This window comes from Spongiactinospora sp. TRM90649, assembly GCF_029382225.1.
Taxonomy (GTDB): Bacteria; Actinomycetota; Actinomycetes; order Streptosporangiales; family Streptosporangiaceae; genus Spongiactinospora.
In genome coordinates this window covers 73,831-97,485 of record NZ_JARLTC010000015.1, presented here as the reverse complement: position 1 = coordinate 97,485, position 23,655 = coordinate 73,831, and the positions used below count along the sequence as shown (strand labels likewise).

Here is a 23,655-nt window from a genome sequence, read left to right as displayed (position 1 = left end):
GGCGCGCCCAGCCGTAACGGCACGTCATACCCCGCTAACGTGGCGGACCGGTCATCGCCACCCACGACGATTAAGCTGAGAGGTTATGAGGCGGCTACTACGACGGCGGCAGGAGCCCAGAGTCGCGGGCGAGGTGGCCGCGGCCGCCGCCGTGAGCATGCCGGTCGCCGAGCCGGATCCCACCGCGGCGGCGTTCTTCGACGTCGACAACACGATGATGCGCGGGGCGTCCATCTACCACTTCGCCCGCGGGCTCGCCGGGCGTGGCCTGTTCACCACGAAAGACCTGGTGCGCTTCGCGCTGGGCCAGGCCATCTTCCGGGTCCGCGGCAACGAGAACGCCGAGCACATCACCGAGGCCAAGGAGACCGCGCTCGCCTTCGTCGCGGGGCTCAAGGTCGACGACGTGGTCCATCTCGGCGAGGAGATCTACGACGAGGTGATGGCCGACCGGATCTGGGCGGGGACCAGGGCGCTCGCGCAGAGTCACCTCGACGCCGGGCAGCGGGTCTGGCTGGTCACCGCCACGCCGGTGGAGCTGGCCAGCGTGATCGCCCAGCGGCTCGGGCTGACCGGCGCGCTGGGCACCGTCGCCGAGACCGAGAACGGCGTCTACACCGGCAGGCTCGTGGGCGACCTGCTGCACGGCCCGGCCAAGGCAGAGGCGGTGCGCGCGCTGGCCCGCAGGGAGGGCCTCGATCTCGGCCGCTGCTCGGCCTACAGCGACTCGGCCAACGACCTGCCGCTGCTGTCGCTGGTCGGCAACGCCTCGGCCGTCAACCCGGACGGCGAGCTGCGCGAGCACGCCAGGAACAACGGGTGGACCGTCCACGACTACCGCACCGGCAGGAAGGCCACGATGATCGGCCTGCCGATCGCGATGGCGGCGGGCGCGGTCGCGGGCGGCGTCGCGGCGGCGATCGCACTGCGCCGCCACTACCGCTCCTGAGCCCGGCGCCGCTACGGCCGCGCCGGGATCGGCGCGAGCCGGGCGGCGCGGACGGGCTCGCCCAGATCCCGCAACCGCAGGACGATCGCGTCGGCGATCAGCCAGACGGTGAACAGGTGCCCGGCGTCGAGCAGCCACCCGAGCGGCGACCCCGTGTCGGCGGGGACGAGAAGCGAGACCGCCACCATCACCATGGCGGCCCCCTGGGCCTGGTTGAACCGGGCCTAAATGATGGGGAAGGCCGGGCCGCGGCGGAGGCGGAGGTCGTTTAGCTGGTGCTGGATGGTCTCGCGGACGTGGTCGGTGAGGTTGAACACGGTCGCGGGGTCGTCGGCCGCCGACGGGTCGAGCTCGTCGGTTCTGATGGGCTCGCCGAACTCGATCATCCACTTGGACGGCAGCGGGATCAGCCCCAGCGGGCCGAGCCATGGGAAGAACGGGGTGATCGGCAGGTACGGCAGGCCGAAGGCCCGTGCCAGCATCCGCAGGTCGCCGATCTTCGGGTAGATCTCCTCCGCGCCCACGATCGCGCACGGCACGATCGGCACGCCCGCCGTGATCGCCGAGGCGACGAAGCCGCCGCGCCCGAACCGCTGCAGCCGGTAGCGCTCGTGGAACGGCTTGCCCACGCCCTTGAAGCCCTCGGGGAAGACCCCCACCAGCTCGCCCTTGCGCATCAGCCGGTCGGCGTCCTCGCGGCAGGCCAGGGTGTGGCCGGTCTTGCGGGACAGGTGGCCGAGCAGCGGCAGCTCGTAGACGAGGTCGGCGCCCAGGAGCCGCACCGGCCGGTGGGCCTCGTCGTGCAGGGCGACCTGGAGCATCAGCGCGTCGATCGGGACCGTGCCGGAGTGGTTGGCCACGACCAGCGCGCCGCCCTCGGCCGGGACGTTGCCGAGCCCGAGGGTCTCGACCCGGAACCAGTGGCGGTAGAGGGGGCGCAGCAGCTCCAGCAGCACCTTGTCGGTGAGCTCGTGGTCGAACCCGAACTCGTCGACCTCGTACTCGCCGCTGAGCCGCCGCAGCAGGAACTCGACCACGCCGGCGAGCGGGGTGTCCTTGGGCGCGCCGCCGTCGCGGGCGCGGGCGGCGGCGTCGATGGGGATGACGTCGGCGTAGGAGTCGTCGCTCACAGTCCGGTCTCCCGTGCGATCGTGCGGGCCCACTCGCCGAGGCCGCCCGTCAGGTGGCGGGAGCGCAGGAAGTCGTCGAAGGCCGCCGCGGTGGTGAACTTGGGCTTCCAGCCGAGCTCGGCGGGCAGCCGGGTGGTGTCGACGGCGCGGCCGTGACACATCAGCCGGATCTGCTCGGGTGAGAAGTCGACCAGCCCAACCCGTCTGGCCACCTCGCTGAGCAGGCCGAAGGCGGGTGAGGGCACCGGCACCGACGGGCGCCCCGCCCGGCGCACGCACTGCGAGAGCAGCAACACGCCTTCCCCGGCCACGTTGAACGTGCCGGGGTGGTCTTCCATGGCGGTGCGTCGCAGCACCTCCACGCCGTCGTCCTCGTGGACGAACTGCAGGCGGGGGTCGAACCCGAATACGGTCGGCAGCACCGGCTGGCTGAAGTAGCGGGTGAGCGGCGAATCGACCCCCGGCCCCATGAAGTTGGCGAACCGCAGCGTGGTCACGGCGACGTCGGGACGCCGCCGGGCGAACCCGCGCACGTAGCCCTCGATCTCCACCGCGTCCTTGGCGTAACCATGGCTCGGGGGTTCCGGAGGGTCGGCGTCCTCGGTGAAGACGGCGGGGTCGCGCGCGGAGGAGCCGTAGACCGCCGTGGTCGAGCGCACCACGACACGTCGGACCAGCGGGGACCGTTGACAGGCACCGAGCAGCTGCATGGTGCCGATCACGTTGTGTTCCTTCATCTGTGCCCGGCCCGCCTCCCCGGAGGGAGTGCTGACCAGGTTGACATGGACCACCGTGTCGATGTCGGCCGCCGCGATCACCTGGGTGATGTCGGGGCTGCGCAGATCCACCTTGACGTACTCGGTACGGCCGAGCGGCACGCCGCCGAGGGCCAGGCCACCGTCAGACGCCGGTGATGGCGGCGGCACCGTGTCCACACCGATCACGCGGGAGATCTCAGGATCGGCCGCGAGAACGCTCGCCACTCGGGCGCCGATATGTCCGGCGACCCCGGTGACGAGCACGGTACGGGTCATCGGCGCCTCGCAGGTCCGCTGCTACTTCTTGTTACGCCGCTGGATGCGGGTCTTCTTCAGCAGCTTGCGGTGCTTCTTCTTCGCCATGCGCTTGCGGCGCTTCTTGATGACAGAGCCCACGGGACCCCCAGGTCTTGGTAGATGCCGATCCGGTGTGCTGAGCAGCACACCGGGTCAACAGCCTACCGGCGATCCACGGTAGATCGCCCCTGGGGGAGCCCCGGGAGACTGCACTCGCGGCGCGACCCGGCCATCGCCGGATCATGCCGCTACCCGATGAGACGCCGGACCGCCGCCCGGTCGCCTCAGCCCGCCTCGATGTAGGCGTCTCTCAGATAATCGTGAACCGCCTGCTCAGGGACTCGGAATGAGCGGCCGACCCGGATGGCCGGCAGCTCGCCCGAGTGAACGAGCCGGTACACAGTCATCTTGGACACCCGCATGACAGTGGCCACCTCCGCCACCGTCAGGAACTTCACCTCGCTGAGAGGTCTTTCACCTGCACCCATCGGACGCCTCTTCCGCACGTGTATCCGGGTTATCCCCACTGGTGCCATTGCTCACGCACGTGTACTGCCGTCAGCGTAAGGCGGGACCCCGAGTGCGCAAACCCCCTAGTCCATCAGTCTTCGGAGCCCTGTGTCAGCCGAACTGGAGAAAACGCTGGCCAGCAGCCAGGCCACACCCTCGCCGTGCTCTTGGAACGGAACAACTGTCTTCCCATAAGAGTCGCCCACGATCATGAAAAAGTTGGCAAACCAGGTGTGAGGTCCCCGGAATGCAGGCGCGAAAAACTGGTATAAGGAGGGCCGAATTGGGTCGGAACACGACTCACAGGGCTCGCGTGACCCATGAGGCCAGATAGGCCGTCAACGGTGCGTAGTACCTCGGAAGCACATTGTCGTCGAGCGGGACGGTGACCGCGATCTTGTCCTCCGCCTCCCCGAGGAACAGCCCGGGATCGTTGGAGTCGGCGAACGCGACGGTCTGGTACCCCGCCTCCCCCGCCGCGCCCGCCCATCCGTGGTCGGCCACCACGAGATCGGGGTGATCGTCGCCGAGTACGCTCAACATGTGCTCCATGGGGGCCGCGTCGTGGGTGTGGACGAAGCCGCCATGGTCGTCGAGCATCGCCACGCCGTCGAGGTAGCGGATGCGCCTGCTCCTGCGCGAACGGTAGCCGTCGCCCAGGTAGGTCCAGCCCTCGCCGGGGGTGAGCAGCCGCGCGCCGTGCCGTACGGCGAGCCGCGCCAGCGTCAGGTGCACGGTCAGCAGCCCGGTCGGGTGGCCGGTGGCGAACAGCAGCCGCGCCCGGCCGCGCGCGAGGGCGGCCCCGATGCGCGCGCCCATCTCCTCCAGGGCGTCGATGGTGCGGTCCGGGTCGATGGTGTCCTGGCCCACGCGGTGGCGGGGATCCGCGCTCACGCCCGCGGCCTTGGCCATCAGCGCGAGCACGTCGCGGTAGGACCACGTGCCGGAAAAGGTCAGCCCCAACTGGTAGTAAGGGTCGCGGTCGGCCAGCGATCGATAGTGGTCGAGGTTGTTCTCGCGGCTGGTGGCCACGGGCCCCGCGATCCTCGTGGCGATCAGGTGGTCACGTAGTTCGGATCGGGTCGGGGGAATCAGCTCGTCCACAGACACTCACAGCAATAGATCGAGGCCATGTGACGGGAACACCGCGTTCCGGGTCGCCACGATGGCCCGGTCGACAGGGTCGCCTGGATCATAGCCTGCGGAGAAGTCCTGAAATTCCGGGCGTCGGCCGTCGGTCATGGTCAGCGGCGCGGTTTCGCCGGTCCTGGTGCGGACGAACTCGCGCCAGGCGGCCGGGGTCTCGGTGCCCGGGTCGAGCGGGTGACCCGACGCCTCGGCGATCAGGTGGGTCCACGCCCTCGGCACGACCTGGACCAGCTCATAGCCGCCGCCTCCGGTGGCGATCCACCGCCCGCCGGCCGTCTCGTGGGCCAGCCGGTGCAGCGCCTCGTAGGCGGCGCGCTGGCCGTCCACGCTCAGCATCAGGTGGGCCAGCGGGTCGAGCGCGTGGCTGTCGCAGCCGTGCTGGGTGACCAGCACCTCCGGCTCGAACTCGCGCAGCAGCGGCGGCACCACCGCGTGGAAGGCGCGCAGCCAGTCGGAGTCGCCGCAGCCGGCCGGGAGGGCGACGTTGACCGCCGTGCCCCCGGCGCCCGTCTCGTGCGGGAAGCCGGTGCCGGGGAAGAGCGTGCGCGGGCTCTCGTGCAGGCTGATCGTCAGCACCCGGGGGTCGTCGTAGAACATCGCCTGCACGCCGTCGCCGTGGTGGACGTCCACGTCCACGTACGCGACGCGCGTCGCGCCCCGGTCGAGCATCCAGGCGATCGCGAGCGCGGGGTCGTTGTAGACGCAGAAGCCGCTGGCCGCCGACGGCATCGCGTGGTGCAGGCCGCCCGCGACGTTCAGCGCGTGCTCGGCCTCGCCGGTCCACACCGCCCGCGCCGCCGCCAGGCTCGCCCCGGCGATCAGCGCGGAGGCCTCGTGGACGCCAGCGAACGCCGGGTTGTCGGTGGTGCCCAGGCCGACCGACATGTCGGGCCTGCCGGTGCGCGAGACGGCCTTGACCGCCTCGATGTAGGCGCGCCCGTGGACCAGGGCCAGTTCGTCGTCGGTGGCGGGCGCGCAGTTGGCGTGCTCGACCTCGGCGAGCACGCCCAGCTCGCGGGCCAGCGCCATGGTCAGCTCGACGCGCACCGGGGCGAGCGGGTGGTCTGGGCCGAAGTTGTACGACGTGAGCGCGTCATCCCACACGACCCGCACTGACCTGCTCATCCGGCATGCTCCGCTCGACCGTTCAGGCGCCTCTGAACCCGCGCGGCCCCTTCCCCGGCGCGCGGCCCGCTCCTGGAGCCCGACGTTACCGCACGCCGGACAATACGATCTCCGTCTGGTCGCCCGGCCTTCGGCGTACCGGGGCGGGGATGCGTGCCGTACGGTCGAACCATGCGATTCCGGGGCGTTCGACGTGCTTGGCATGCCCTGCGCCGCCCGATGGTCTTCGATGTGACGTTGGTCGCAGTCCTCTGCGCGCTGTCCGTCTACCTGATGGTGCTGGGACTCGCGCTGGACGCCTCGTCGCAGGTGCTGTTCGGCTCGGCCGCCTGGATCGCCGGCTCGCTCGCCCTGCTCACGCGCAGGCGCAGGCCCGTGCTCGTGGCCGCGCTCACCGCCGCGGCCGACGTCTTCACCGCATTCTTCGTCCCGCTCAACGCGGCGGGCGTGCCCACCGTGATCGCGTTCTACTCCCTCGGCCGGTACGGCACCGCCAGGTCCGCGTGGAGCGTCGGGGTGGCGGCGATGTGCGCCGAGGGCTTCGCCATCTGGTACTCCAGGCCCGGCAACCAGCTCGGCAACGCCATACAGCTGCTCTTCGCGGTCGGCACGGGCCTCTTCTTCCGGCAGCGGTCCGAGCTGCGGGCCCGCCGGGAGCAGCACGCCGCCGAGAGCGCGGTGCGCGCCGAGCGGCGGCGCATCGCCCGCGAGCTGCACGACGTGGTGGCGCACCACATCAGCGTGATCAACGTGCTGGTCGGCGCGGGCCGCACCACCATGCGGGCCGACCCGGAGCGGGCCGAGGAGACGCTCGTCACGGCCGAGCGCACCGCCCGGCAGGCGATGGCGGAGATGCGCGACCTGCTGCACGTGCTGCGCGCCGATGACGAACGGGATCCGGAGGACCACTCGGGCGTCGGCGCGGCCGAAGTGCCCACGCTGATCGGCCAGGCCCGGCAGGCGGGCCTACCGGCCGGTCTGGTCGTGGACGGCGAGCCCGCGCCGCTCCCGGCGGCGGTGGACCACGCGGTCTACCGGATCGTCCAGGAGTCGCTCACCAACACCCGCAAGCACGCGCCGGGGGCCCGCGCGAGCGTGCGGCTGACTTACGAGGAGCGCGCGGTGGTGATCGAGGTCCTCGATGACGGCACGCCCTGGAACGACGGCTCACGCGACGCCAGGGACACCAGCGGGGCCGGGTACGGCCTGAACGGCATGGCCGAGCGGGTGGCCCTCTGCGGCGGCCAGTTGCAGACCGGCCCCCGCCCCAGAGGCGGGTTCCGGGTCCACGCCCGCATCCCCCTCCCCCACGCCCCCAAGAGCCCGCGGACGCCCGAACCCCCCTTGCCCGTGTCCCGGACGGAGGCCGATTCTTGATCAACGTGCTGCTCGTGGACGACCAGGCCCTCGTGCGGACCGGGTTCTCCATGATCATCGGGGCGCAGCCCGACATGGCCGTGGCGGGCGAGGCCCCCGACGGCGCGCAGGCCGTGCGGCTCAGCGCCGAGCTGCGTCCCGACGTGGTGCTGATGGACGTCCACATGCCCGGCATGGACGGCGTGACCGCCACCGAGCGGATCACCGCAGCGGGCCACGGCGTGCGCGTCCTCGCCCTCAGCACGTTCGACCTGGACGAGTACGTGGTGGCGATGCTCCGCGCCGGCGCCTCCGGCTTCCTGCCGAAGGACATCTCCCCCGAGGAGCTGACCGAGGGCGTGCGCATCGTCCATCGGGGCGAGTCCGCCGTCGCGCCCCGGCTGCTCACCCGCCTGATCGGGACCTTCGTGCGCGCGTCCCGCCCCACCCCGCTCCCCGCGCCCGGTGTGGCCGACACGCTGACCGACCGCGAGCGCGAGGTCCTGACGCTCATCGGCGGCGGGCGGTCCAACGCCGAGATCGCCGGGGTGCTCGGCGTCTCGCCCTCGACCGTCAAGAACCACGTGACCAGCCTGTTCGCCAAGATCGGGGCGCGTGACCGGGCGCAGGCCGTGATCGTCGCCTACGAGTCCGGGCTGGTGAGCCGGGGGTCCTGAGAGTGGCCGAGGAGCGCCCGCCCGCCGTTCGCCTGCCCTGTTGACGGACGGCGGGCGGGCGCATCGGAATGAAATACCGGTTCAGGTACGCCGCCGCCGCACACCCGCCCGGTGTTCCGCTCCTGCTCGGCGCCGCCGCCGGTGACTTCGCGAACGAGCGAGAGCGGGCCGGTGCGCACCTCGCCGATCTTTCTTTTGCGGGTGTGCGACGGCGCCGTCAACCATGAAGATTCCAAGTTTTCCGGCCGGGGTAAACAGTATGGCCAGCATCGGACAATTACCGGCCGGTTATGGCGTCACTAATATCCGGCCGCCAATCCACGCCGTAAATCCCGGCATGGGCGGCACCCCCGGCGGATGCGGCGTCGCCGGGGACGAGCCGCAGGTCCGGGCCGGTGCCGACGGCGAAAGTAAGCCATCCGGGAAATATCTGACGGCGGGAATGTTGATTCTCTGTGGCGATTACAGCAGCCCCGCCCGTGAGGCGTGGGCGACGGCGGCCGTGCGCGAGGGAAGGCCGAGCCGCACCAGGATGTTGGCGATGTGTCGTTTGACGGTGTGCTCGCTCAGCGCGAGCCGCCGGGCGATCTCCTTGTTGGTCATGCCGAGGGCGACCAGGGCGAGGATCTCGCGCTGCCGGGTGGTGAGCGCGGAGGCGCGGTCGTGGCGCACCCGGGCCAGCAGCCGGACGGCACGGCGCGCGTCGGTGACGCCGCCGAGCCGTACGAGGGTCTCTCGGGCGGCGGCGGCCTCCTCCTCCGCCGTGCCGGGCCGGTCGCGGGCCGTCAGCGCCTCGGCCAGGTCGAGCCGGACCCGGGCCGCGTTGTAGGCGTCTCCGGCCCGCTCGAACAGCAGCGTCGCCCGCCGCAGGGTGGCCACGGCGTGCTCGGTGCCGGTGCTCTCCTGTAGCACGCGCAGCCGCATCAGGCCCGCCGCCCACAGCGCCGACGCGTGCACGGCGTCGGTGCCCACCATGCCGGCCAGCCCGCCCAGTTCCCGCGCGGCGTCCAGCAGCCGTGCGTGCTCGCTCTCCGGGACACCGGCGCTGCGCCGCGCCCCGGCGCGGGCCAGCAGTTCCAGCGCGCGGCAGCGCTCCAGGCTCGCCTGCGCCGGCAGGCCGTCCAGCAGCGCGCGGGCATGGTCGAACGCGCCGCCCGCGTCGCCCTCGTCCAGGCACAGCTCGGCCAGGCCGAGACGGCCGTCGGGGGTCGTGCGCGCGGCGCGGAACAGCTCGCCCGCCTCGGTGCGACGCCCCTGACGGCGGCGCAGCTCGCCGAGCTGGGCCCGCGCCTCGGCCGCGAACAGCGGGCGGATCCCGCTGAGCGCCCGCACCGCGCCGGTCAGCTCCTCCTCCGCCTCCGGCCACCGGCCCTGCCAGAGCAGCGCCGTTCCATAGTGCGTACGGCACCGCGCGAACGGCGAGCCCAGGTCGAGGCGGCGGCAGAGGTCCATCACCCGGCCGGACCACTGCGCGGCCCGCTCCCAGTCTCTGGCCTGCACGCAGCCCTGCACCAGGTAGCAACCGGGCATCCACACCGCGCCGACCTCGTGGGTCTGGCCCGCCAGGGCCACGGCGGCGGCCTCGTCCAGCAGCCGCATCCCCTCGCCGACGTCGCCTCGATCGACCCTGGCCACGCCGGACAGCGCCATCCCCTGAACCTCCAGGTCGGAGGACCCTAGTCCACGGGCGGCGGACACCACCTCCTCGGCCCGCTCGATCGCGGTCTCGCCGTCGCCCCGCTGACGTGCCGCCATGCCCTCGAAGAGGGTGAGCAGCGCGCGCTCACGGCCCCGTGGCGCCCCTTCGAGCAGGCGTCCGGCCCGCCGGAACCAGTCCTGGGCGACGGCGTCCTCACCGCGCAACTGGAGCGCGCCGTTGCCCAGCCACGCGGCCGACCTGGCCGCCCCGACCAGGTCTCCCGCCGCCCGGTAGGCGCGGTAGGCCTGTTCGTACCGCTCGGACACCCGCGCGTCGTCGTCGAGCCACCACGCCGCCTCCGCCGCTCCTTCCGCCGCCTGAGCGCGCTCCCGGTCTCCCACGGCGGCGTCGAGTGCCCCCTCGAACTCCCGCCGTGCCCGTTCCCACATCCCCCGGCTCAACCACCTGCGGCCCTGCCGCAAACGCTCCCGGATCACGGTCACACGCCCAATACTGTCATTCGGCACGGAGAGCGGTTACCGGGTCGAGGCGGGCCGCGCGGCGAGCGGGGGCGACGCCGAAGAACACCCCGACCGCCGCCGACACGCCGAACGCCAGGGCGACCGACCACAGCGTCACCGTGGCGGGCACGGGGGTCAGCACGTCGATCAGCAGCGAGCCGCCCACGCCGATGCCGATGCCGACAACCCCGCCGATGGTGGTCAGCAGCACGGCCTCGATCAGGAACTGCGCAAGCACGTCGCGCTGCCTGGCGCCGAGGGCCTTGCGCAGGCCGATCTCGCCGGTGCGCTCGCGGACGCTCACGAGCATGATGTTGGACACCCCGACCCCGCCCACGAGCAGCGAGATCCCGGCGATCGCGGCCAGCACGCCGGTGAGCATGCCGAGGACGCTGCCGATGGTGCCGAGCAACTGGGTCTGGGTGACGGCGGAGAACTTCTCCCCCGGGTGGAGATCGGTGAGCGCGCCGAGCACCCGCTGCCGCAGCGGCTCGATGGTGTCGGGCCCGGACGCGCCGACGGCGATGCCGTTGATCCTGGCGACGCCCAGCAGCCGCTGGGCGGTGGTGACCGGGATGTGCACCTCCTGGTCGCGGGCCACGCCGAAGGTCGCGCCCACGGTCCGGTAGACGCCGACCACGCGGAACCGCACGCCGGAGATCGTCGCCTGGCGGCCGATCGGATCGACGTCGCCGAACAGGCGGGCGGCCACCTCCGAGCCGAGGACGGCCACGCGCCTCCGGGTGTCGACGTCGGTCTCGGTCAGGTAGCGGCCCTTGGCCAGCGGCCGGTCGAAGATGTTGGGGATGTTCTCGTCGGTGCCGGTGATCGTGACGAACGCCTCGGTGCGCCCGACCCGCATCGTCTCGCCGGAGGCCACCGACACCGTGACCTTGGATGGGTCGCCGACGACCCGCCTGACCTCGGCGGCGTCCCGAAGCCCGAGGCGGCTCTGGGTGGGGAACGCGCCGACGCCGAGCTGGCCAGGCACGACCAGGATGATGTTGCTGCCCAGCCCGGCGATCTCACGCTCCACGGCGTCCTTGGCGCCGGTGCCGATGGCCACCAGGATCACCACGGCCAGCACCCCGATGATCACCCCCAGCATGGTCAGCGAGCTGCGCAGGCGGTTGACCCGCAGCGCGGCCAGCGCCATCAGGAACGCCTCGCGCCCCCTCACGTGGCGTCCCGCTCGATCAGGCCGTCGCGCACGTGGATCCGCCGCCGGGCGCGGCCCGCGACCTCGGGCTCGTGGGTGACCAGCACCACCGCGACGCCGCTCTCGGCGTTGAGCCCGGCCAGGAGGTCCATCACCTCGGCCCCGTTGCGGGTGTCCAGGTTGCCGGTGGGCTCGTCGGCGAGGACCACCTCGGGGTCGCCGACCAGCGCGCGGGCGATGGCGACCCGCTGCTGCTCGCCGCCGGACATCTGGGACGGCCGGTGCGTCAGGCGGTGCCCGAGACCGACGGACTCCAGGGCCTCCCGTGCCCGCCTGCGCCGCGAGGCGGCCCCGACGCCCCGGTAGACCAGCGGGAGCGCCACATTGTCCAGCGCGGAGGTGCGGGCCAGCAGGTGGAACGACTGGAAGACGAACCCGATGGTGCGGTTGCGCAGGTCGGCGAGGCGGGCCTCGGTGAGGGTGGCGACGTCCACGCCGCCGACCCGCAGCGTGCCGGAGGTCGGCCGGTCAAGACAGCCGAGCAGATGCATCAGGGTGGACTTGCCAGAACCGGACGGGCCGACGATGGCGACGAACTCCCCGGCGTCGATGCGCAGGCTCACTCCGCGCAGCGCCTCTACTGACACGCCGTCCGCCTGGTAGGAGCGGCGCAGGTCTTCGCACTCGAAGGCGGGCTCACCGGCGGCGGTCACGGCAGCTTCTGGCCCTGCCGTACGGCGTCGGCGCCCTTGACGACCACGCGCTCGCCGTCGGTGAGGCCCTGCAGCACCTCGACCAGCGCGTCGCCCTGCGCGCCCAGGCGCACCACCCGGCGTTCGGCCACGCCGCCGCGCACCGCCCACACCACGCTCTCGCGCCCGCTGGTCACCACCGCCGAGGCCGGTACGGCCAGCGCCCCCGGCGACTCCTTGACGGTGAGCCTGGCCACCACGCTCATCCCCGGTTTGGGCCTGGGCGCCTTCCTGCCGTCGTCGAACCGGCCCGCGCCGAGCGACAGCCGTACCGGGTAACCCACCCCGCCCGTGGTGCCCGCCACCGGGGTCACCCCGATGCCGGTGACCTTCGCCGTGTAGACGGCGCCGGGGACGGCGTCGAGCTCGATCGTCGCCGGGGTGCCGCGCTCGACGAGCAGCACGTCGGTCTCGTCCACCTCGGCGGAGAGCGTCAGCTCCGAGACGTCGGTGACTGTCAGGAGGGCGTCGCCGGAGGCGACGGGCACGCCGGTCGCGACCACCGAGCCCTCGCCGGGCGGCTGCCCGCCGCCCTGCGGCAACTGGGTGGGGAGCCCGGCGGGCAGGCCGCTCAGCAGGCCGCTCAGCGCGTCGGCGCCGCCGCCGGAGGACCGGCCCAGGGTGATGACCCCGTCGAAGGGGGCCTTGACGGTGAGGCCGTCCACCATCGCCTCAGCCGCCTTGACCGCCGTCCTGGCCTGGGTGCGCGACGCGGCCCGCAGCGAGGCCATGGAGGAGGCCATCGAGGAGGTAAGACCGCCCAGGCCGCTGTTGAGCTGCCCGGTGACCTGCGACAGCACGGCGTTGACCGACCGGTTGAGATCGGCCGTGATGGCGCCGAGCGCGGCGCGCTGCGCCCGGTGCTGCCGTTCGGCCAGGTCGATCGCGCCGAGCAGCCGCTTGCGGGCGGTGGAGTCGCCGACCTTCCTGGCGGCGGCCCTGGCCCGCGCGAAGTCGCGCCGCACGGTGCGGTCGAGACGCGCGAACGCGGAGTCGCCGACGCCGGTCAGGCGCGACGAGGGGGCGGAGAACGCGGCCCGGGGCACGGCGGGCACAGCGGGCGCGGCGGCCAGCCGTTCGGCCTTGCGCGCCTGCGCGAGTTGGTCTCTCGCCTGCGGGGAGCTGATCCGGGCGAGCACCTTGCCCTTCTCCACCGTGTCGCCGTCGCGCACGTAGAGCTTGGCGAGCGTGCCCGAGGTGGGTGCGCGGAGCGTGGCCGTGGCCCGCGCGCCGACGGTGGCCGGAGCCTCGACGACCTCGCTCACCGAGGCGCGGTGCGCCGCGCCGAGCTGGACGCCGGACGGCTCGGCCGAGGTGCAGCCGGTGAGTGCGAGCACGACGAGCAGCGGGGGGATGCCGCGACGGATCGTCACCCGACCAATCGTAGGCTCGGACCCCCTCGCCTCCGCGGTGGACCGGGTGCGAACCCGGTTTCGCGGGCGGACCCGGTTTCGGGTCAGCCCGCGGCGAGCTGCCTGCCGCGGTCGCGGGCGGCCTCGATCGCGGCCAGGAAGGCGGCGCGCACGCTGTGCCGCTCCAGCTCGGCGATGGCGGCGATGGTGGTGCCGCCGGGCGAGGTGACGGCCTCGCGCAGGATCACCGGGTGCTCGCCGGAGTCGCGCAGCATGATCGCCGCGCCCACGATCGACTGGGTGACCATGTCGAGCGCGGCGGCGCGCGGCATGCCGAGCAGGATGCCGGCGTCGACCATGGCCTCGACCAGGTAGAAGAAGTAGGCCGGGCCACTGCCGGACAGCGCGGTCGCGGCGTCCTGCTGCGACTCGGGCAGGCGCAGCACCTTGCCGACCGGCGTGAGCAGGTCTTCGGTGAGCCTGAGGTGGTCTTCCCCGGCGCGCGACCCGGCGGAGATCACGCTCATCGCCTCGTCCACCAGCACGGGGGTGTTGGACATGACCCGCACCACCGGTACGCCCTCGCCGAGGCGGGCCTCGACGAAGGAGGTCGTGATGCCGGCCGCCGCCGAGATCACCAGCGTCCCGGCAGGGACGTGGGGGGCGATCTCGTCGAGGAGCGCCGCCATGTCCTGCGGCTTGACGGCGAGGATGAGGGTATCCGCGTGTTTGGCGGCCTCGGGGTTGGACACGACGCGCACGCCGTACTGGCGGGTCAGGGCCTCGCCGCGCTCGGGGCGGCGGGTGGTGGCCAGCAGCCGGTCGGGCGTGACGCCGGCACGGACCAGGCCGGACAACAGGGCCTCGCCCATCTTGCCGGCGCCGAGAATCGCGATCATGTGCACCTCGCTGTAATGATGTTTCGCCAGCCTATCGACAGCCCGGTAGCCGACCGCCGCTAGGAGCCGGAGACCAGCGAGCGGGCGGCGACGGCCGCCTTGGCGGGGCGCTGGGCCAGGCGTCCGGCCAGGTAGGGGAACCAGCCGGGGCCGTAGGGCACGTGCACGCGGACCGTCGCGCCCAGCCCGGCCATCCGGCGCTGCTCGGCGGGGCGCACGCCGTACCGCATCTGGTACTCCACCTCGCCGGGGGCGCGCTCGTCGCGGACGGCCAGCGCCGCCGCGATGTCGATCAGGCACCGCTGGTGGGTGGCCACGACCGGCCGTCCCCGCGCCGCCATCAGCACCTTCAGGCACCGGACGAAGGACTTGTCGATCTCGTGGGAGCCGAGATACGCCACCGACGCGGGCGCCTCGAACCCGCCCCGGGTCAGCCGCACCCGCGACCCCTCGCCCGCCAGCGACCGGCACTGGGCGAACGACCTGCGCAGATACGCCTGGACCGTGGCGCCGGTGCCCGGATACTCCGCGCGCAGTTCGTCCAGCACGGCATAGCTCGGCTCGATCAGGGAGTGCTCCTCCGCGTCGAGCGTCACGGTCGCCCCCGCCTCGAAGGCGGCGGCGCACAGGCGGGCCGCGTTGCCGGCGGCGAGCCGTTCCGACACCCGCAGTCCCAGCTCCGACAGCCGGACCAGCAGGTCGGCCCCGTCGGCCAGGTCGGCGTCGGCGAGCAGGTCGAGCAGGTCCAGGTGCCCGCGCAGCGCCTCCTCGGCGCTCGCGGCGTCGGGGGCGTCATCTCCGAGATGGGCCAGGCTGACCCGGAAGCCGTCGTCGTCGAGTTCGCGCGCCACGCGGACGGCGTCGCGCGCGGTGTCGCCCGCGACGTGGCGGCGGGCCAGGGCGCGGCCCGGTGGAAAGGACGCGACGGCGCTCTCGGCGCGCGCGCTGCCCGCGAGGGCCCGCAGGACGTGACGCAGCACGGTGTCACCTTCCGATCTCGTTACGGCGAGAGTGGAGGGAGACGCCATCCAGGGTAAAGGCGACGATGGGCGCGCGGCGTGACCTGAACCGCACGTCATGGGAATTCGTCAAAGGGATATGCGGATGATGACGGCGACACTACTGACCGGATGCGTGTTGCTCGCCCTCGGTTGCGGAGCCGAGCAGGGCGCACGCGTCACCGACCAGCCCCCCGTCTCGACCACGCCGGGCGCCCAGGGCACGCCGTCCGCGTCCGGTTCGCCCTCGCCGGTGGTTCCCCAGGGGAATGTGGTGGACCCCCGCGAGGTCCCGTGGATCAGCGCGACCCCCGAGGACGGCGACCGCCTGCGGCTCGTGTGGTGGTCCGGCGTCGAGCCGTGCAACACCCTCGACCGCGTCGACGTCAAGGAGACCGCCACCGAGGTCGAGGTGACCATCTACGAGGGCGCGGCAGAGGGCAAGCAGAACGTGGCCTGCATCGAGATCGCGGTGCAGAAGACGACGACCGTCGAGCTGAAGACGCCCCTGGAGGGGCGGAAGGTGGTGGACGGCGCCAAGTAGACCGGGGCGGGAATGCCGCTGCGCGCACATGAGTTGAGTCGGGTAGGCTCAAGCCAGTTGACAAAGACCCGACCAAACATCAATATGAGTCAAACAGACTCAACTTTGACTACAAGGACGTACTCATGGCACGTGCGGTAGGTATCGACCTTGGGACGACCAACTCCGTCGTCTCGATCCTTGAGGGCGGTGAGCCCACCGTCATCGCGAACGCGCAGGGCTCGCGGACCACGCCGTCCGTGGTCGCGTTCGCCAAGAACGGCGAGGTCCTGGTCGGCGAGGTCGCCAAGCGGCAGGCCGTCACCAACGTCGACCGGACCGTCCGTTCCGTCAAGCGGCACATCGGCACCGACTGGTCGATCGAGATCGACGGCAAGCAGTTCACCGCCCAGCAGATCAGCGCCTTCATCCTGCAGAAGCTGAAGACCGACGCCGAGGCGTACCTGAGCGAGAAGATCACCGACGCGGTGATCACCGTTCCGGCCTACTTCAGCGACGCGCAGCGCCAGGCCACCAAGGAGGCCGGGACGATCGCGGGGCTCAACGTCCTGCGCATCATCAACGAGCCGACCTCCGCCGCCCTGGCGTACGGCCTCGACAAGGACAAGGACCAGACCATCCTGGTCTTCGACCTCGGCGGCGGCACCTTCGACGTCTCCCTGCTCGACGTCGGCCAGGAGGACGGTCACGGCTTCGTCGAGGTCAAGGCCACCAGCGGTGACAACCACCTGGGCGGCGACGACTGGGACCAGCGCGTCGTCGACGAGCTGGTGAACCGGTTCAAGAACGCGCACGGCGTCGACCTCGCCAAGGACAAGATGGCCCTGCAGCGGCTGCGCGAGGCCGCGGAGAAGGCCAAGATCGAGCTGTCCAGCCAGGCCGAGACGACGATCAACCTGCCGTACATCACGGCGTCGGCCGAAGGCCCGCTGCACCTCGACGAGAAGCTCACCCGCGCCGAGTTCCAGCGCCTCACCACCGACCTCCTCGAACGCTGCAAGGGCCCGTTCCAGCAGGTCATCAAGGACGCCGGGATCAAGGTCTCCGACATCGACCACGTGGTCATGGTCGGCGGCTCCACCCGTATGCCGGCCGTGAGCGACCTGGTCAAGGACCTCACCGGCGGCAAGGAGCCCAACAAGGGCGTCAACCCCGACGAGGTCGTGGCGATCGGCGCGGCCCTGCAGGCCGGCGTGCTCAAGGGCGAGGTCAAGGACGTCCTGCTGCTCGACGTGACCCCGCTGTCGCTGGGCATCGAGACCAAGGGCGGCATCTTCACGAAGATCATCGAGCGCAACACCACGATCCCGACCAAGCGCTCCGAGGTGTTCACCACCGCCGAGGACAACCAGCCGTCCGTGGGCATCCAGGTCTACCAGGGCGAGCGCGAGATCGCGGCCTACAACAAGAAGCTGGCCACCTTCGAGCTGACCGGCATCGCCCCCGCGCCGCGCGGCATCCCGCAGATCGAGGTCACCTTCGACATCGACGCCAACGGCATCGTCAACGTCTCGGCGAAGGACCTCGGCACCGGCCGCGCCCAGTCGATGACCATCACCGGCGGCTCGGCCCTGCCCAAGGACGACATCGAGCGCATGATGCGCGAGGCCGAGTCCTACGCGGAGGACGACAAGCAGCGCCGCGAGGAGGCCGAGACGCGCAACAACGCCGACGCGCTCGCCTACCAGACGGAGAAGTTCCTCCGCGAGAACGACGACAAGGTCCCGGACGACGTCAAGACCGAGGTCAACGAGTCGCTCGCCGACCTGAAGAAGGCCCTTGAGGGCACCGACACGGCGACCATCCGCACCGCCGCGGAGAAGCTCGCCACGGTCAGCCAGAAGATGGGCACCGCGATCTACGCCCAGCAGCAGGCGCAGGGCGGCGCAGAAGGCGCCCAGCCCGGTGCCGACGCCACCGGTGCGGCCGGTTCCGCGGGCAAGGCCGACGACGACGTCGTCGAGGCCGAGATCGTCGACGACGACCAGCAGCAGCAGCCCAAGCGGGACCAGTGACGCCGCTGTGGCGAGGGGAGCGATCAGTGAACACGCGTGAGAACGGGCCCGACCAGGAGCCGGTGATCCGCGACAACCGCAAGATCGACCCGGAGACGGGCAAGGTCCGCGAGGCGGGCGCCGAGCAGGCGCCCACGCAGGCTCCGCCGAACGGCGGGGCCGCGGGCGCCGCTCCGGGCGCGGCCGGCGACATCGCCGACGAACTGGCCGAGCGCACGCGCGACCTGCAGCGGCTCCAGGCGGAGTACGCCAACTACCGCAAGCGGGTCGATCGTGACCGGGTCGCGGTCGGCGAGCAGGCCACCGCGGCGGTCGTGTCCGGGCTGCTTCCGGTTCTCGACGACATCGGCAGGGCACGCGACCACGGCGAGCTGACCGGCGGTTTCGCCAAGGTCGCCGAGTCGCTGGAGGCGGCGCTCGGCAAGCTCGGGCTGTCGGCCTTCGGCGTCAAGGGCGACGCGTTCGACCCGATGATCCACGAGGCGCTGATGCACAGCTACTCGCCCGAGGTCACCGAGCCGACCTGCGTCGAGATCCTGCAGCCCGGTTACCGCATGGGCGAGCGCGTGATCCGTCCGGCCCGCGTGGCCGTGGCCGAACCGGCGGAGCCGTCCAGCACGCCAGAGGAGACGCCGGGGGCCGATGGCGGCCCGGCAGAGGCATCAGCCGAGCCGGGGGCGGGCAAGCACGCCTCCGGTCCCGACGACAACTGAACCACCTGACACCCCCTCTAGCGCTAAGGACGACTTAGATGAGCACCAAGGACTACTTGGAGAAGGATTACTACGGCGTCCTTGGTGTGCCGAAGACGGCCACGGCCGAAGAGATCAAGAAGGCCTACCGCAAGCTGGCCAGGAAATACCACCCCGACGCCAACCAGGGCAACACCCAGACCGAGGCCAAGTTCAAGGAGGTCTCGGAGGCGTACGACATCCTGTCCGACACCAAGCGCCGCAAGGAGTACGACGAGGCGCGAGCGCTGTTCGGATCGGGTGGCCTGGGCGGCTACCAGGGGGGTCCCGGCGGGCAGCGCGGCGGCTTCCCGTTCGACTTCGGCGACCTGTTCGGCGGAACGCAGTCCACGGGCGGCGGTACCGGCGAGCGGATCGGGGACATCTTCGGCGGCCTGTTCAACCGGGGCGGCGGGCGGGGCACCACGGCCACCACCCGCCCCCGGCGGGGCCAGGACATCGAGTCCGAGGTCACTCTGTCGTTCACCGAGGCGGCCGAGGGGGCCACGGTGTCGCTGCGGCTCACCAGCTCGTCCGCCTGCACCGCGTGCTCCGGCACCGGCGCCAAGGCGGGCACCACCCCGCGCGTCTGCCCGACGTGCGAGGGCACCGGCGCGGCGAGCCGCAACCTGGGGAACTTCGCCTTCTCCGAGCCCTGCCGCGACTGCCGTGGCAGGGGCCTGCTCGTGGACGACCCCTGCCCGGTGTGCGAGGGCAGCGGCCGGGGCAAGAGCACCCGCACCATCCAGGCCCGCATTCCCGCGGGCGTCGGCGACGCCCAGCGCATCCGGCTCAAGGCCAAGGGCGCTCCCGGCGAGAACGGCGGGCCGGCGGGCGATCTCTACGTCCAGATCCACGTGAAGGCGCACCCGGTGTTCGGCCGGTCGGGCGAGAACCTGACCATCACCGTCCCCGTGACCTTCGCGGAGGCGGCGCTGGGCGCGGAGATCAAGGTGCCGACCCTCAAGGGCATGCCGGTCACCGTCCGCATCCCCGAGGGCACGCCCAACGGGCGCACCTTCCGGGTGCGCGGGCGCGGCGTCGCCCGCAAGGACGGCACCAAGGGCGACATGCTCGTGACGGTCGAGGTCGCGGTCCCGCAACGCCTCGACGAGAAGGCACGCGACCTGCTCACCGAGTTCCGCAACGCCACCACCGAAGCAGACCCGCGTGCCGAGCTGATCGAGCTGGCCAGAAGCGAGTGATCCGATGGATGGCGACTTCTTCCACCTGTCCGACGAGACACCGGTCTACGTGATCTCGGTGGCCGCCCAGCTCTCCGGGCTGCACCCGCAGACCCTGCGCCAGTACGACCGTCTGGGCCTCGTCAGCCCCGGCCGTACGGCCGGGCGCGGCCGCCTGTACTCCACGCGCGACATCCTGATGCTCCGCGAGGTCCAGCGGCTCTCCCAGGAGGAGGGCATCAACCTCGCGGGGATCAAGCGGATCCTGCAGCTGGAGAACGACAACATCCGGATGCGCGCCGAGGTGGAGCGCCTCCGGGCGGAAGTGTCCATGATCCGGGCGCTGATCCGCTACGAGCTGCCACCCGCGTGATCTGAACGCTTTGCCAGGGGGATCTACATATGGACTACAAGCTCACCCAGAAGAGCCAGGAGGCGGTCTCCACCTCCATCCGCAGGGCGGCGGCGGAGGGCAACCCAGAGGTCGCCCCCGCGCACCTGTTCACCGCACTGCTCGCGCAGACCGGCGGCACCGCCGTACCGCTGCTCGAAGCCGTCGGCGCCGACTGGAAGAAGCTGCGCGCCACCGCCGAGGAGCAGTTGGAGGCCCTCCCCAAGGCCCAGGGCGCCACGGTCAGCGCGCCGAGCAGCTCCCGCCAGCTCCTGGTGGTGATCAACACCGCGGCGGCGCGCGCCCGGCAACTTGAAGACGAATACGTCTCCACCGAGCACCTGCTGGTCGGCCTGGCCGCCGACGGCGGGCCGATCGCCGAGCTGCTGAAGGCGCAGGGAGCGACCCCTGCCGCGCTGCTCGACGCGTTCGAGAAGGTGCGCGGCCACGCCCGGGTGACCAGCGAGACCCCCGAAGACACCTACCAGGCGCTGGAGAAGTACGGCGTCGACCTGACCGAGCGGGCCAGGGCCGGCCGCCTCGACCCGGTGATCGGGCGCGACTCCGAGATCCGCAGGGTCGTCCAGGTGCTCTCCAGGCGCACCAAGAACAACCCGGTGCTGATCGGCGAGCCCGGCGTCGGCAAGACCGCCGTCGTCGAGGGCCTGGCCCAGCGCATCGTGGCCGGCGACGTGCCGGAGAGCCTGCGCAACAAGCGGCTGATCTCGCTCGACCTCAGCGCCATGGTCGCGGGCGCGAAGTACCGCGGCGAGTTCGAGGAGCGGCTCAAGGCCGTGCTCGGCGAGATCAAGCAGAGCGACGGCCAGATCGTCACCTTCATCGACGAGCTGCACACCATGGTCGGCGCGGGCGCGGCCGAGGGCGCCATGGACGCCGGCAACATGCTCAAGCCGATGCTGGCCAGGGGCGAGCTGCGCATGATCGGCGCGACCACCCTCGACGAGTACCGCGAGCGCATCGAGAAGGACCCGGCGCTGGAGCGGCGCTTCCAGCAGGTCTACGTGGGCGAGCCGACCGCCGAGGACACCATCGCCATCCTGCGCGGGCTCAAGGGCCGCTACGAGGCCCACCACCAGGTGCAAATCGCCGACAGCGCGCTGGTCGCCGCCGCCACCCTCTCCGACCGCTACATCACCGCGAGGTTCCTCCCCGACAAGGCCATCGACCTGGTCGACGAGGCCGCGTCCCGGCTGCGCATGGAGATCGACTCCCGGCCCGTCGAGATCGACGAGCTGCAGCGCGCCGTGGACCGCATGAAGATGGAGGAGATGGCGCTCGCCAAGGAGACCGACGAGGCGGGCCTGGCGCGGCTGGAGAAGGTCCGCAAGGACCTCGCCGACCGGCAGGAGGAGCTCAACGCCCTGGTCGGGCGCTGGGAGCGGGAGAAGGCCGGCCTCAACCGGGTCGGCGACCTGAAGAAGCAGCTCGACGAGGCGCGCGGCGGAGCCGAGCGGGCCCAGCGCGACGGCGACTTCGAGGCCGCGTCCCGAATGATGTACGCCGAGGTGCCCCGGCTGGAGAAGGAGCTGGAAGAGGCCCAGGCGCAGGCCCAACCGGAAGACGCCATGGTCAAGGAGGAGGTCGGGGCCGACGACATCGCCCAGGTGATCTCGTCCTGGACCGGCATCCCCGCCGGGCGGCTCCTGGAGGGCGAGACGGCCAAGCTGCTGCGCATGGAAGACGAGCTGGGCAGGCGCCTGATCGGGCAGCGGCAGGCCGTCCAGGCGGTGTCCGACGCGGTGCGCAGGGCCAGGGCCGGCATCTCCGACCCCGACCGGCCCACCGGTTCGTTCCTGTTCCTCGGGCCCACCGGCGTGGGCAAGACCGAGCTGGCCAAGGCGCTCGCGGAGTTCCTGTTCGACGACGAGCGGGCGATGACCCGGATCGACATGAGCGAGTACTCCGAGAAGCACGCGGTGGCCCGGCTGGTCGGCGCGCCGCCCGGCTACATCGGCTACGAGGAGGGCGGGCAGCTCACCGAGGCGGTGCGGCGCAGGCCGTACACGGTGGTGCTGCTGGACGAGGTGGAGAAGGCGCACGCGGAGGTCTTCGACATCCTGCTCCAGGTGCTCGACGACGGGCGGCTCACCGACGGGCAGGGCCGTACGGTCGACTTCCGCAACACGATCCTGATCCTGACCTCCAACATCGGCTCGCAGTACCTGGTGGATCCGAAGCTGGAGAACGGCGCCAAGCGCGACGCCGTGATGACCGCGGTGCGCGCCTCGTTCAAGCCCGAGTTCCTCAACCGCCTCGACGACGTCATCCTGTTCGACGCCCTCGGCTCCGAGGAGCTGACCCGCATCGTCGACCTCCAGGCCGCCCGCCTGGCCCGGCGGCTGGCCGACCGCAGGCTGACGCTCACCGTCACCCCGGCGGCGCGCGACTGGCTGGCGCTCACCGGCTACGACCCCATGTACGGCGCGCGCCCGCTGCGCCGTCTGGTGCAGTCGGCGATCGGCGACAAGCTCGCCAAGAAGGTGCTGTCCGGCGAGATCCAGGACGGCGACGAGATCCTGGTCGATCAGGACGAGGCGACCGACTCGCTGTCCATCGAGGCCAGGCGGCTGCCCGCCACCCAGTGAGCCCCGCCACCCGGTAAGCCCCGCCCTCCAGTAAGCACTTCCCCACCTTTGGGCTAAGGCCCCCTGGTCGCGTCCGGCGCTTCGGTAGCTTCGGCCATCGTTGTCGACCGAACACGATCAGGGGGACGTGTATGTCGAACGCACGAAGATTCCGGTGTGTGCTGGCCGTGTCCACGCTGGCGGCCGGGCTGACCTGCGCGGCCATCGTGCCCGCCGTCGCCGCCCGGTGCGGCGGCACGCTGCCGCGGCTGCCCGCCGTGGACGCGGTGACCGGGGTCAAGACGTCCTGCGAGCGCGGGTCCGGCATTCCGCTCGTGGACACCGTCGGCTCGGTCAACCCCGCCTACGCGCGCTACGCCGTCAAGCGGGTCGCCGGGGTGACCGGGCTGGCGCCCGCCACTCCGGCCACCGGCATCGCCGACCCGGGCGGCGCGCTCGCGGCCGTGGGCGGGCTCGGGCTGCCGGGGCTGCCCCTGCCGTCCTCGGAGCGTCCGCGGAGCAACGTGGCGTCGACCCTCCCGGTGCTGCCGGACCTGCCGGCCGGGCTGCCCGTGACGGGGTCCGGCAACGGCGGGTCGTCCGGCTCGTCGGCGCGGGGCTCGCTGCTGCCGAAGCTGCCGGTGGGGTCGGGCCTGCCCGGCCTGCCCGGCACGAGCGGGCCGCTGGACGTCGTCCAGACGGCCTCGGGGCTCACCGGGGTCGTCGGGCAAACCGCCGGGTCCGGTGGCGAGCGGCGTCCGCACCGCGAGAGCGGGCACGGCAGCGGACACGGTAACGGGCACGGTGACACGGGCAGGACGCTGCCGCTGCCGCTCGATGTGACCGGCCTGCCGGTCGCCGGCCTGGTGGGCGGGATCGGCGCCAAGTGACGCCGGCCGGGGAGGGGGTCGCCGCCGCGGCCCCCTCTTCGTGT

The 23,655-nt window shown here is 72.0% G+C and carries 22 protein-coding genes and 1 pseudogene; 10 read left to right on the top strand and 13 right to left on the bottom strand.

Annotated elements, in window-relative coordinates:
- Window positions 1-85 precede the first annotated feature (85 nt).
- A complete protein-coding gene (locus P3X83_RS20205) occupies window positions 86-949 on the top strand; it encodes an HAD-IB family hydrolase (RefSeq protein ID WP_277306689.1) in 864 nt (287 codons plus the stop codon).
- 11 nt (window positions 950-960) lie between these two features.
- Here the strand turns inward: P3X83_RS20205 and P3X83_RS20200 are convergent, their stop codons facing one another.
- The 7 genes from P3X83_RS20200 to P3X83_RS20170 all read right to left on the bottom strand — a co-directional run bounded on the left by P3X83_RS20200 (window position 961) and on the right by P3X83_RS20170 (window position 5,918).
- Entirely contained in the window at window positions 961-1,143 is a 183-nt protein-coding gene (locus P3X83_RS20200; RefSeq protein ID WP_277306688.1) for a hypothetical protein, read from the bottom strand.
- 30 nt (window positions 1,144-1,173) lie between these two features.
- Entirely contained in the window at window positions 1,174-2,046 is an 873-nt protein-coding gene (locus tag P3X83_RS20195) for a lysophospholipid acyltransferase family protein (protein ID WP_277306813.1), read from the bottom strand.
- A gap of 29 nt (window positions 2,047-2,075) precedes the next feature.
- Window positions 2,076-3,113, bottom strand: coding sequence for an NAD-dependent epimerase/dehydratase family protein (locus tag P3X83_RS20190; RefSeq protein ID WP_277306687.1), 1,038 nt, complete (start codon window positions 3,111-3,113; stop codon window positions 2,076-2,078).
- 21 nt (window positions 3,114-3,134) lie between these two features.
- Window positions 3,135-3,233 (bottom strand): AURKAIP1/COX24 domain-containing protein, encoded by a 99-nt coding sequence (locus P3X83_RS20185; RefSeq protein ID WP_018654693.1) that lies wholly within the window; start codon window positions 3,231-3,233, stop codon window positions 3,135-3,137.
- A 185-nt stretch (window positions 3,234-3,418) separates the two neighbouring features.
- Window positions 3,419-3,622, bottom strand: a complete 204-nt coding sequence (locus P3X83_RS20180; protein ID WP_012887307.1) for a helix-turn-helix domain-containing protein — start codon at window positions 3,620-3,622, stop codon at window positions 3,419-3,421.
- Between the two features lie 322 nt (window positions 3,623-3,944).
- Entirely contained in the window at window positions 3,945-4,748 is an 804-nt protein-coding gene (locus P3X83_RS20175) for a phosphatase (RefSeq protein ID WP_346742725.1), read from the bottom strand.
- Window positions 4,749-4,754: 6 nt separating this feature from the next.
- Window positions 4,755-5,918 carry an acetoin utilization protein AcuC gene (locus tag P3X83_RS20170; RefSeq protein ID WP_277306686.1) on the bottom strand — a complete coding sequence of 388 codons (1,164 nt, stop codon included), beginning with the start codon at window positions 5,916-5,918 and terminating at the stop codon, window positions 4,755-4,757.
- 231 nt (window positions 5,919-6,149) lie between these two features.
- On the opposite strand from P3X83_RS20170, the gene P3X83_RS20165 reads away from it, so the two are divergent.
- A complete protein-coding gene (locus P3X83_RS20165; RefSeq protein WP_277306685.1) occupies window positions 6,150-7,295 on the top strand; it encodes a histidine kinase in 1,146 nt (381 codons plus the stop codon).
- Window positions 7,292-7,951: a response regulator transcription factor gene (locus P3X83_RS20160; RefSeq protein ID WP_277306684.1), complete on the top strand. Its 660-nt coding sequence runs from the start codon at window positions 7,292-7,294 to the stop codon at window positions 7,949-7,951. The genes P3X83_RS20165 and P3X83_RS20160 overlap by 4 nt, the downstream gene beginning before the upstream one ends.
- A gap of 462 nt (window positions 7,952-8,413) precedes the next feature.
- Here the strand turns inward: P3X83_RS20160 and P3X83_RS20155 are convergent, their stop codons facing one another.
- The 6 genes from P3X83_RS20155 to P3X83_RS20130 form a co-directional block, all read right to left on the bottom strand.
- Entirely contained in the window at window positions 8,414-10,093 is a 1,680-nt protein-coding gene (locus tag P3X83_RS20155) for a LuxR C-terminal-related transcriptional regulator (protein ID WP_277306683.1), read from the bottom strand.
- 13 nt (window positions 10,094-10,106) lie between these two features.
- Complete coding sequence (locus P3X83_RS20150; RefSeq protein WP_277306682.1) at window positions 10,107-11,291, bottom strand: ABC transporter permease; 1,185 nt, start codon at window positions 11,289-11,291, stop codon at window positions 10,107-10,109.
- Window positions 11,288-11,983, bottom strand: coding sequence for an ABC transporter ATP-binding protein (locus tag P3X83_RS20145; RefSeq protein ID WP_277306681.1), 696 nt, complete (start codon window positions 11,981-11,983; stop codon window positions 11,288-11,290). The genes P3X83_RS20150 and P3X83_RS20145 overlap by 4 nt, the downstream gene beginning before the upstream one ends.
- Window positions 11,980-13,395, bottom strand: a complete 1,416-nt coding sequence (locus tag P3X83_RS20140) for an efflux RND transporter periplasmic adaptor subunit (protein WP_277306680.1) — start codon at window positions 13,393-13,395, stop codon at window positions 11,980-11,982. Before P3X83_RS20140 ends, P3X83_RS20145 begins: the two co-directional genes overlap by 4 nt.
- Window positions 13,396-13,478: 83 nt before the next feature.
- On the bottom strand, window positions 13,479-14,273 hold the full coding sequence (gene proC / locus P3X83_RS20135; RefSeq protein ID WP_277306679.1) for a pyrroline-5-carboxylate reductase: 795 nt from the start codon (window positions 14,271-14,273) through the stop codon (window positions 13,479-13,481).
- A gap of 59 nt (window positions 14,274-14,332) precedes the next feature.
- Window positions 14,333-15,253, bottom strand: a complete 921-nt coding sequence (locus P3X83_RS20130; RefSeq protein ID WP_277306678.1) for a proline dehydrogenase family protein — start codon at window positions 15,251-15,253, stop codon at window positions 14,333-14,335.
- 127 nt (window positions 15,254-15,380) lie between these two features.
- Here P3X83_RS20130 and P3X83_RS20125 point away from each other — a divergent pair, with 127 nt between their 5' ends.
- The 7 genes and pseudogenes from P3X83_RS20125 to P3X83_RS20095 all read left to right on the top strand — a co-directional run bounded on the left by P3X83_RS20125 (window position 15,381) and on the right by P3X83_RS20095 (window position 23,611).
- Complete coding sequence (locus P3X83_RS20125; protein ID WP_277306677.1) at window positions 15,381-15,815, top strand: hypothetical protein; 435 nt, start codon at window positions 15,381-15,383, stop codon at window positions 15,813-15,815.
- Window positions 15,816-15,940: 125 nt separating this feature from the next.
- A complete protein-coding gene (dnaK, locus tag P3X83_RS20120) occupies window positions 15,941-17,830 on the top strand; it encodes a molecular chaperone DnaK (protein ID WP_277306676.1) in 1,890 nt (629 codons plus the stop codon).
- A gap of 26 nt (window positions 17,831-17,856) precedes the next feature.
- Window positions 17,857-18,543 carry a nucleotide exchange factor GrpE gene (gene grpE, locus P3X83_RS20115; RefSeq protein ID WP_277306675.1) on the top strand — a complete coding sequence of 229 codons (687 nt, stop codon included), beginning with the start codon at window positions 17,857-17,859 and terminating at the stop codon, window positions 18,541-18,543.
- Between the two features lie 38 nt (window positions 18,544-18,581).
- Window positions 18,582-19,766 (top strand): molecular chaperone DnaJ, encoded by a 1,185-nt coding sequence (dnaJ, locus tag P3X83_RS20110; protein WP_277306674.1) that lies wholly within the window; start codon window positions 18,582-18,584, stop codon window positions 19,764-19,766.
- A 4-nt stretch (window positions 19,767-19,770) separates the two neighbouring features.
- Window positions 19,771-20,067, top strand: a pseudogene (locus P3X83_RS20105) (helix-turn-helix transcriptional regulator); the annotation flags it as partial.
- Window positions 20,068-20,147: 80 nt separating this feature from the next.
- Window positions 20,148-22,742, top strand: a complete 2,595-nt coding sequence (clpB, locus tag P3X83_RS20100; RefSeq protein ID WP_277306672.1) for an ATP-dependent chaperone ClpB — start codon at window positions 20,148-20,150, stop codon at window positions 22,740-22,742.
- Between the two features lie 131 nt (window positions 22,743-22,873).
- On the top strand, window positions 22,874-23,611 hold the full coding sequence (locus P3X83_RS20095; RefSeq protein WP_277306671.1) for a hypothetical protein: 738 nt from the start codon (window positions 22,874-22,876) through the stop codon (window positions 23,609-23,611).
- Window positions 23,612-23,655: the final 44 nt, after the last annotated feature.

Bases quoted from the DNA above. Each gene is read 5' to 3' on its own strand.
- P3X83_RS20205 (WP_277306689.1), top strand. From the start codon at position 86: ATGAGGCGGCTACTACGACGGCGGCAGGAGCCCAGAGTCGCGGGCGAG.
- P3X83_RS20200 (WP_277306688.1), bottom strand. From the start codon at position 1,143: ATGGTGATGGTGGCGGTCTCGCTTCTCGTCCCCGCCGACACGGGGTCG.
- P3X83_RS20190 (WP_277306687.1), bottom strand. From the start codon at position 3,113: ATGACCCGTACCGTGCTCGTCACCGGGGTCGCCGGACATATCGGCGCC.
- P3X83_RS20180 (WP_012887307.1), bottom strand. From the start codon at position 3,622: ATGGGTGCAGGTGAAAGACCTCTCAGCGAGGTGAAGTTCCTGACGGTG.
- P3X83_RS20170 (WP_277306686.1), bottom strand. From the start codon at position 5,918: ATGAGCAGGTCAGTGCGGGTCGTGTGGGATGACGCGCTCACGTCGTAC.
- proC (WP_277306679.1), bottom strand. From the start codon at position 14,273: ATGATCGCGATTCTCGGCGCCGGCAAGATGGGCGAGGCCCTGTTGTCC.
- P3X83_RS20125 (WP_277306677.1), top strand. From the start codon at position 15,381: ATGACGGCGACACTACTGACCGGATGCGTGTTGCTCGCCCTCGGTTGC.
- dnaK (WP_277306676.1), top strand. From the start codon at position 15,941: ATGGCACGTGCGGTAGGTATCGACCTTGGGACGACCAACTCCGTCGTC.
- dnaJ (WP_277306674.1), top strand. From the start codon at position 18,582: ATGAGCACCAAGGACTACTTGGAGAAGGATTACTACGGCGTCCTTGGT.
- clpB (WP_277306672.1), top strand. From the start codon at position 20,148: ATGGACTACAAGCTCACCCAGAAGAGCCAGGAGGCGGTCTCCACCTCC.
- P3X83_RS20095 (WP_277306671.1), top strand. From the start codon at position 22,874: ATGTCGAACGCACGAAGATTCCGGTGTGTGCTGGCCGTGTCCACGCTG.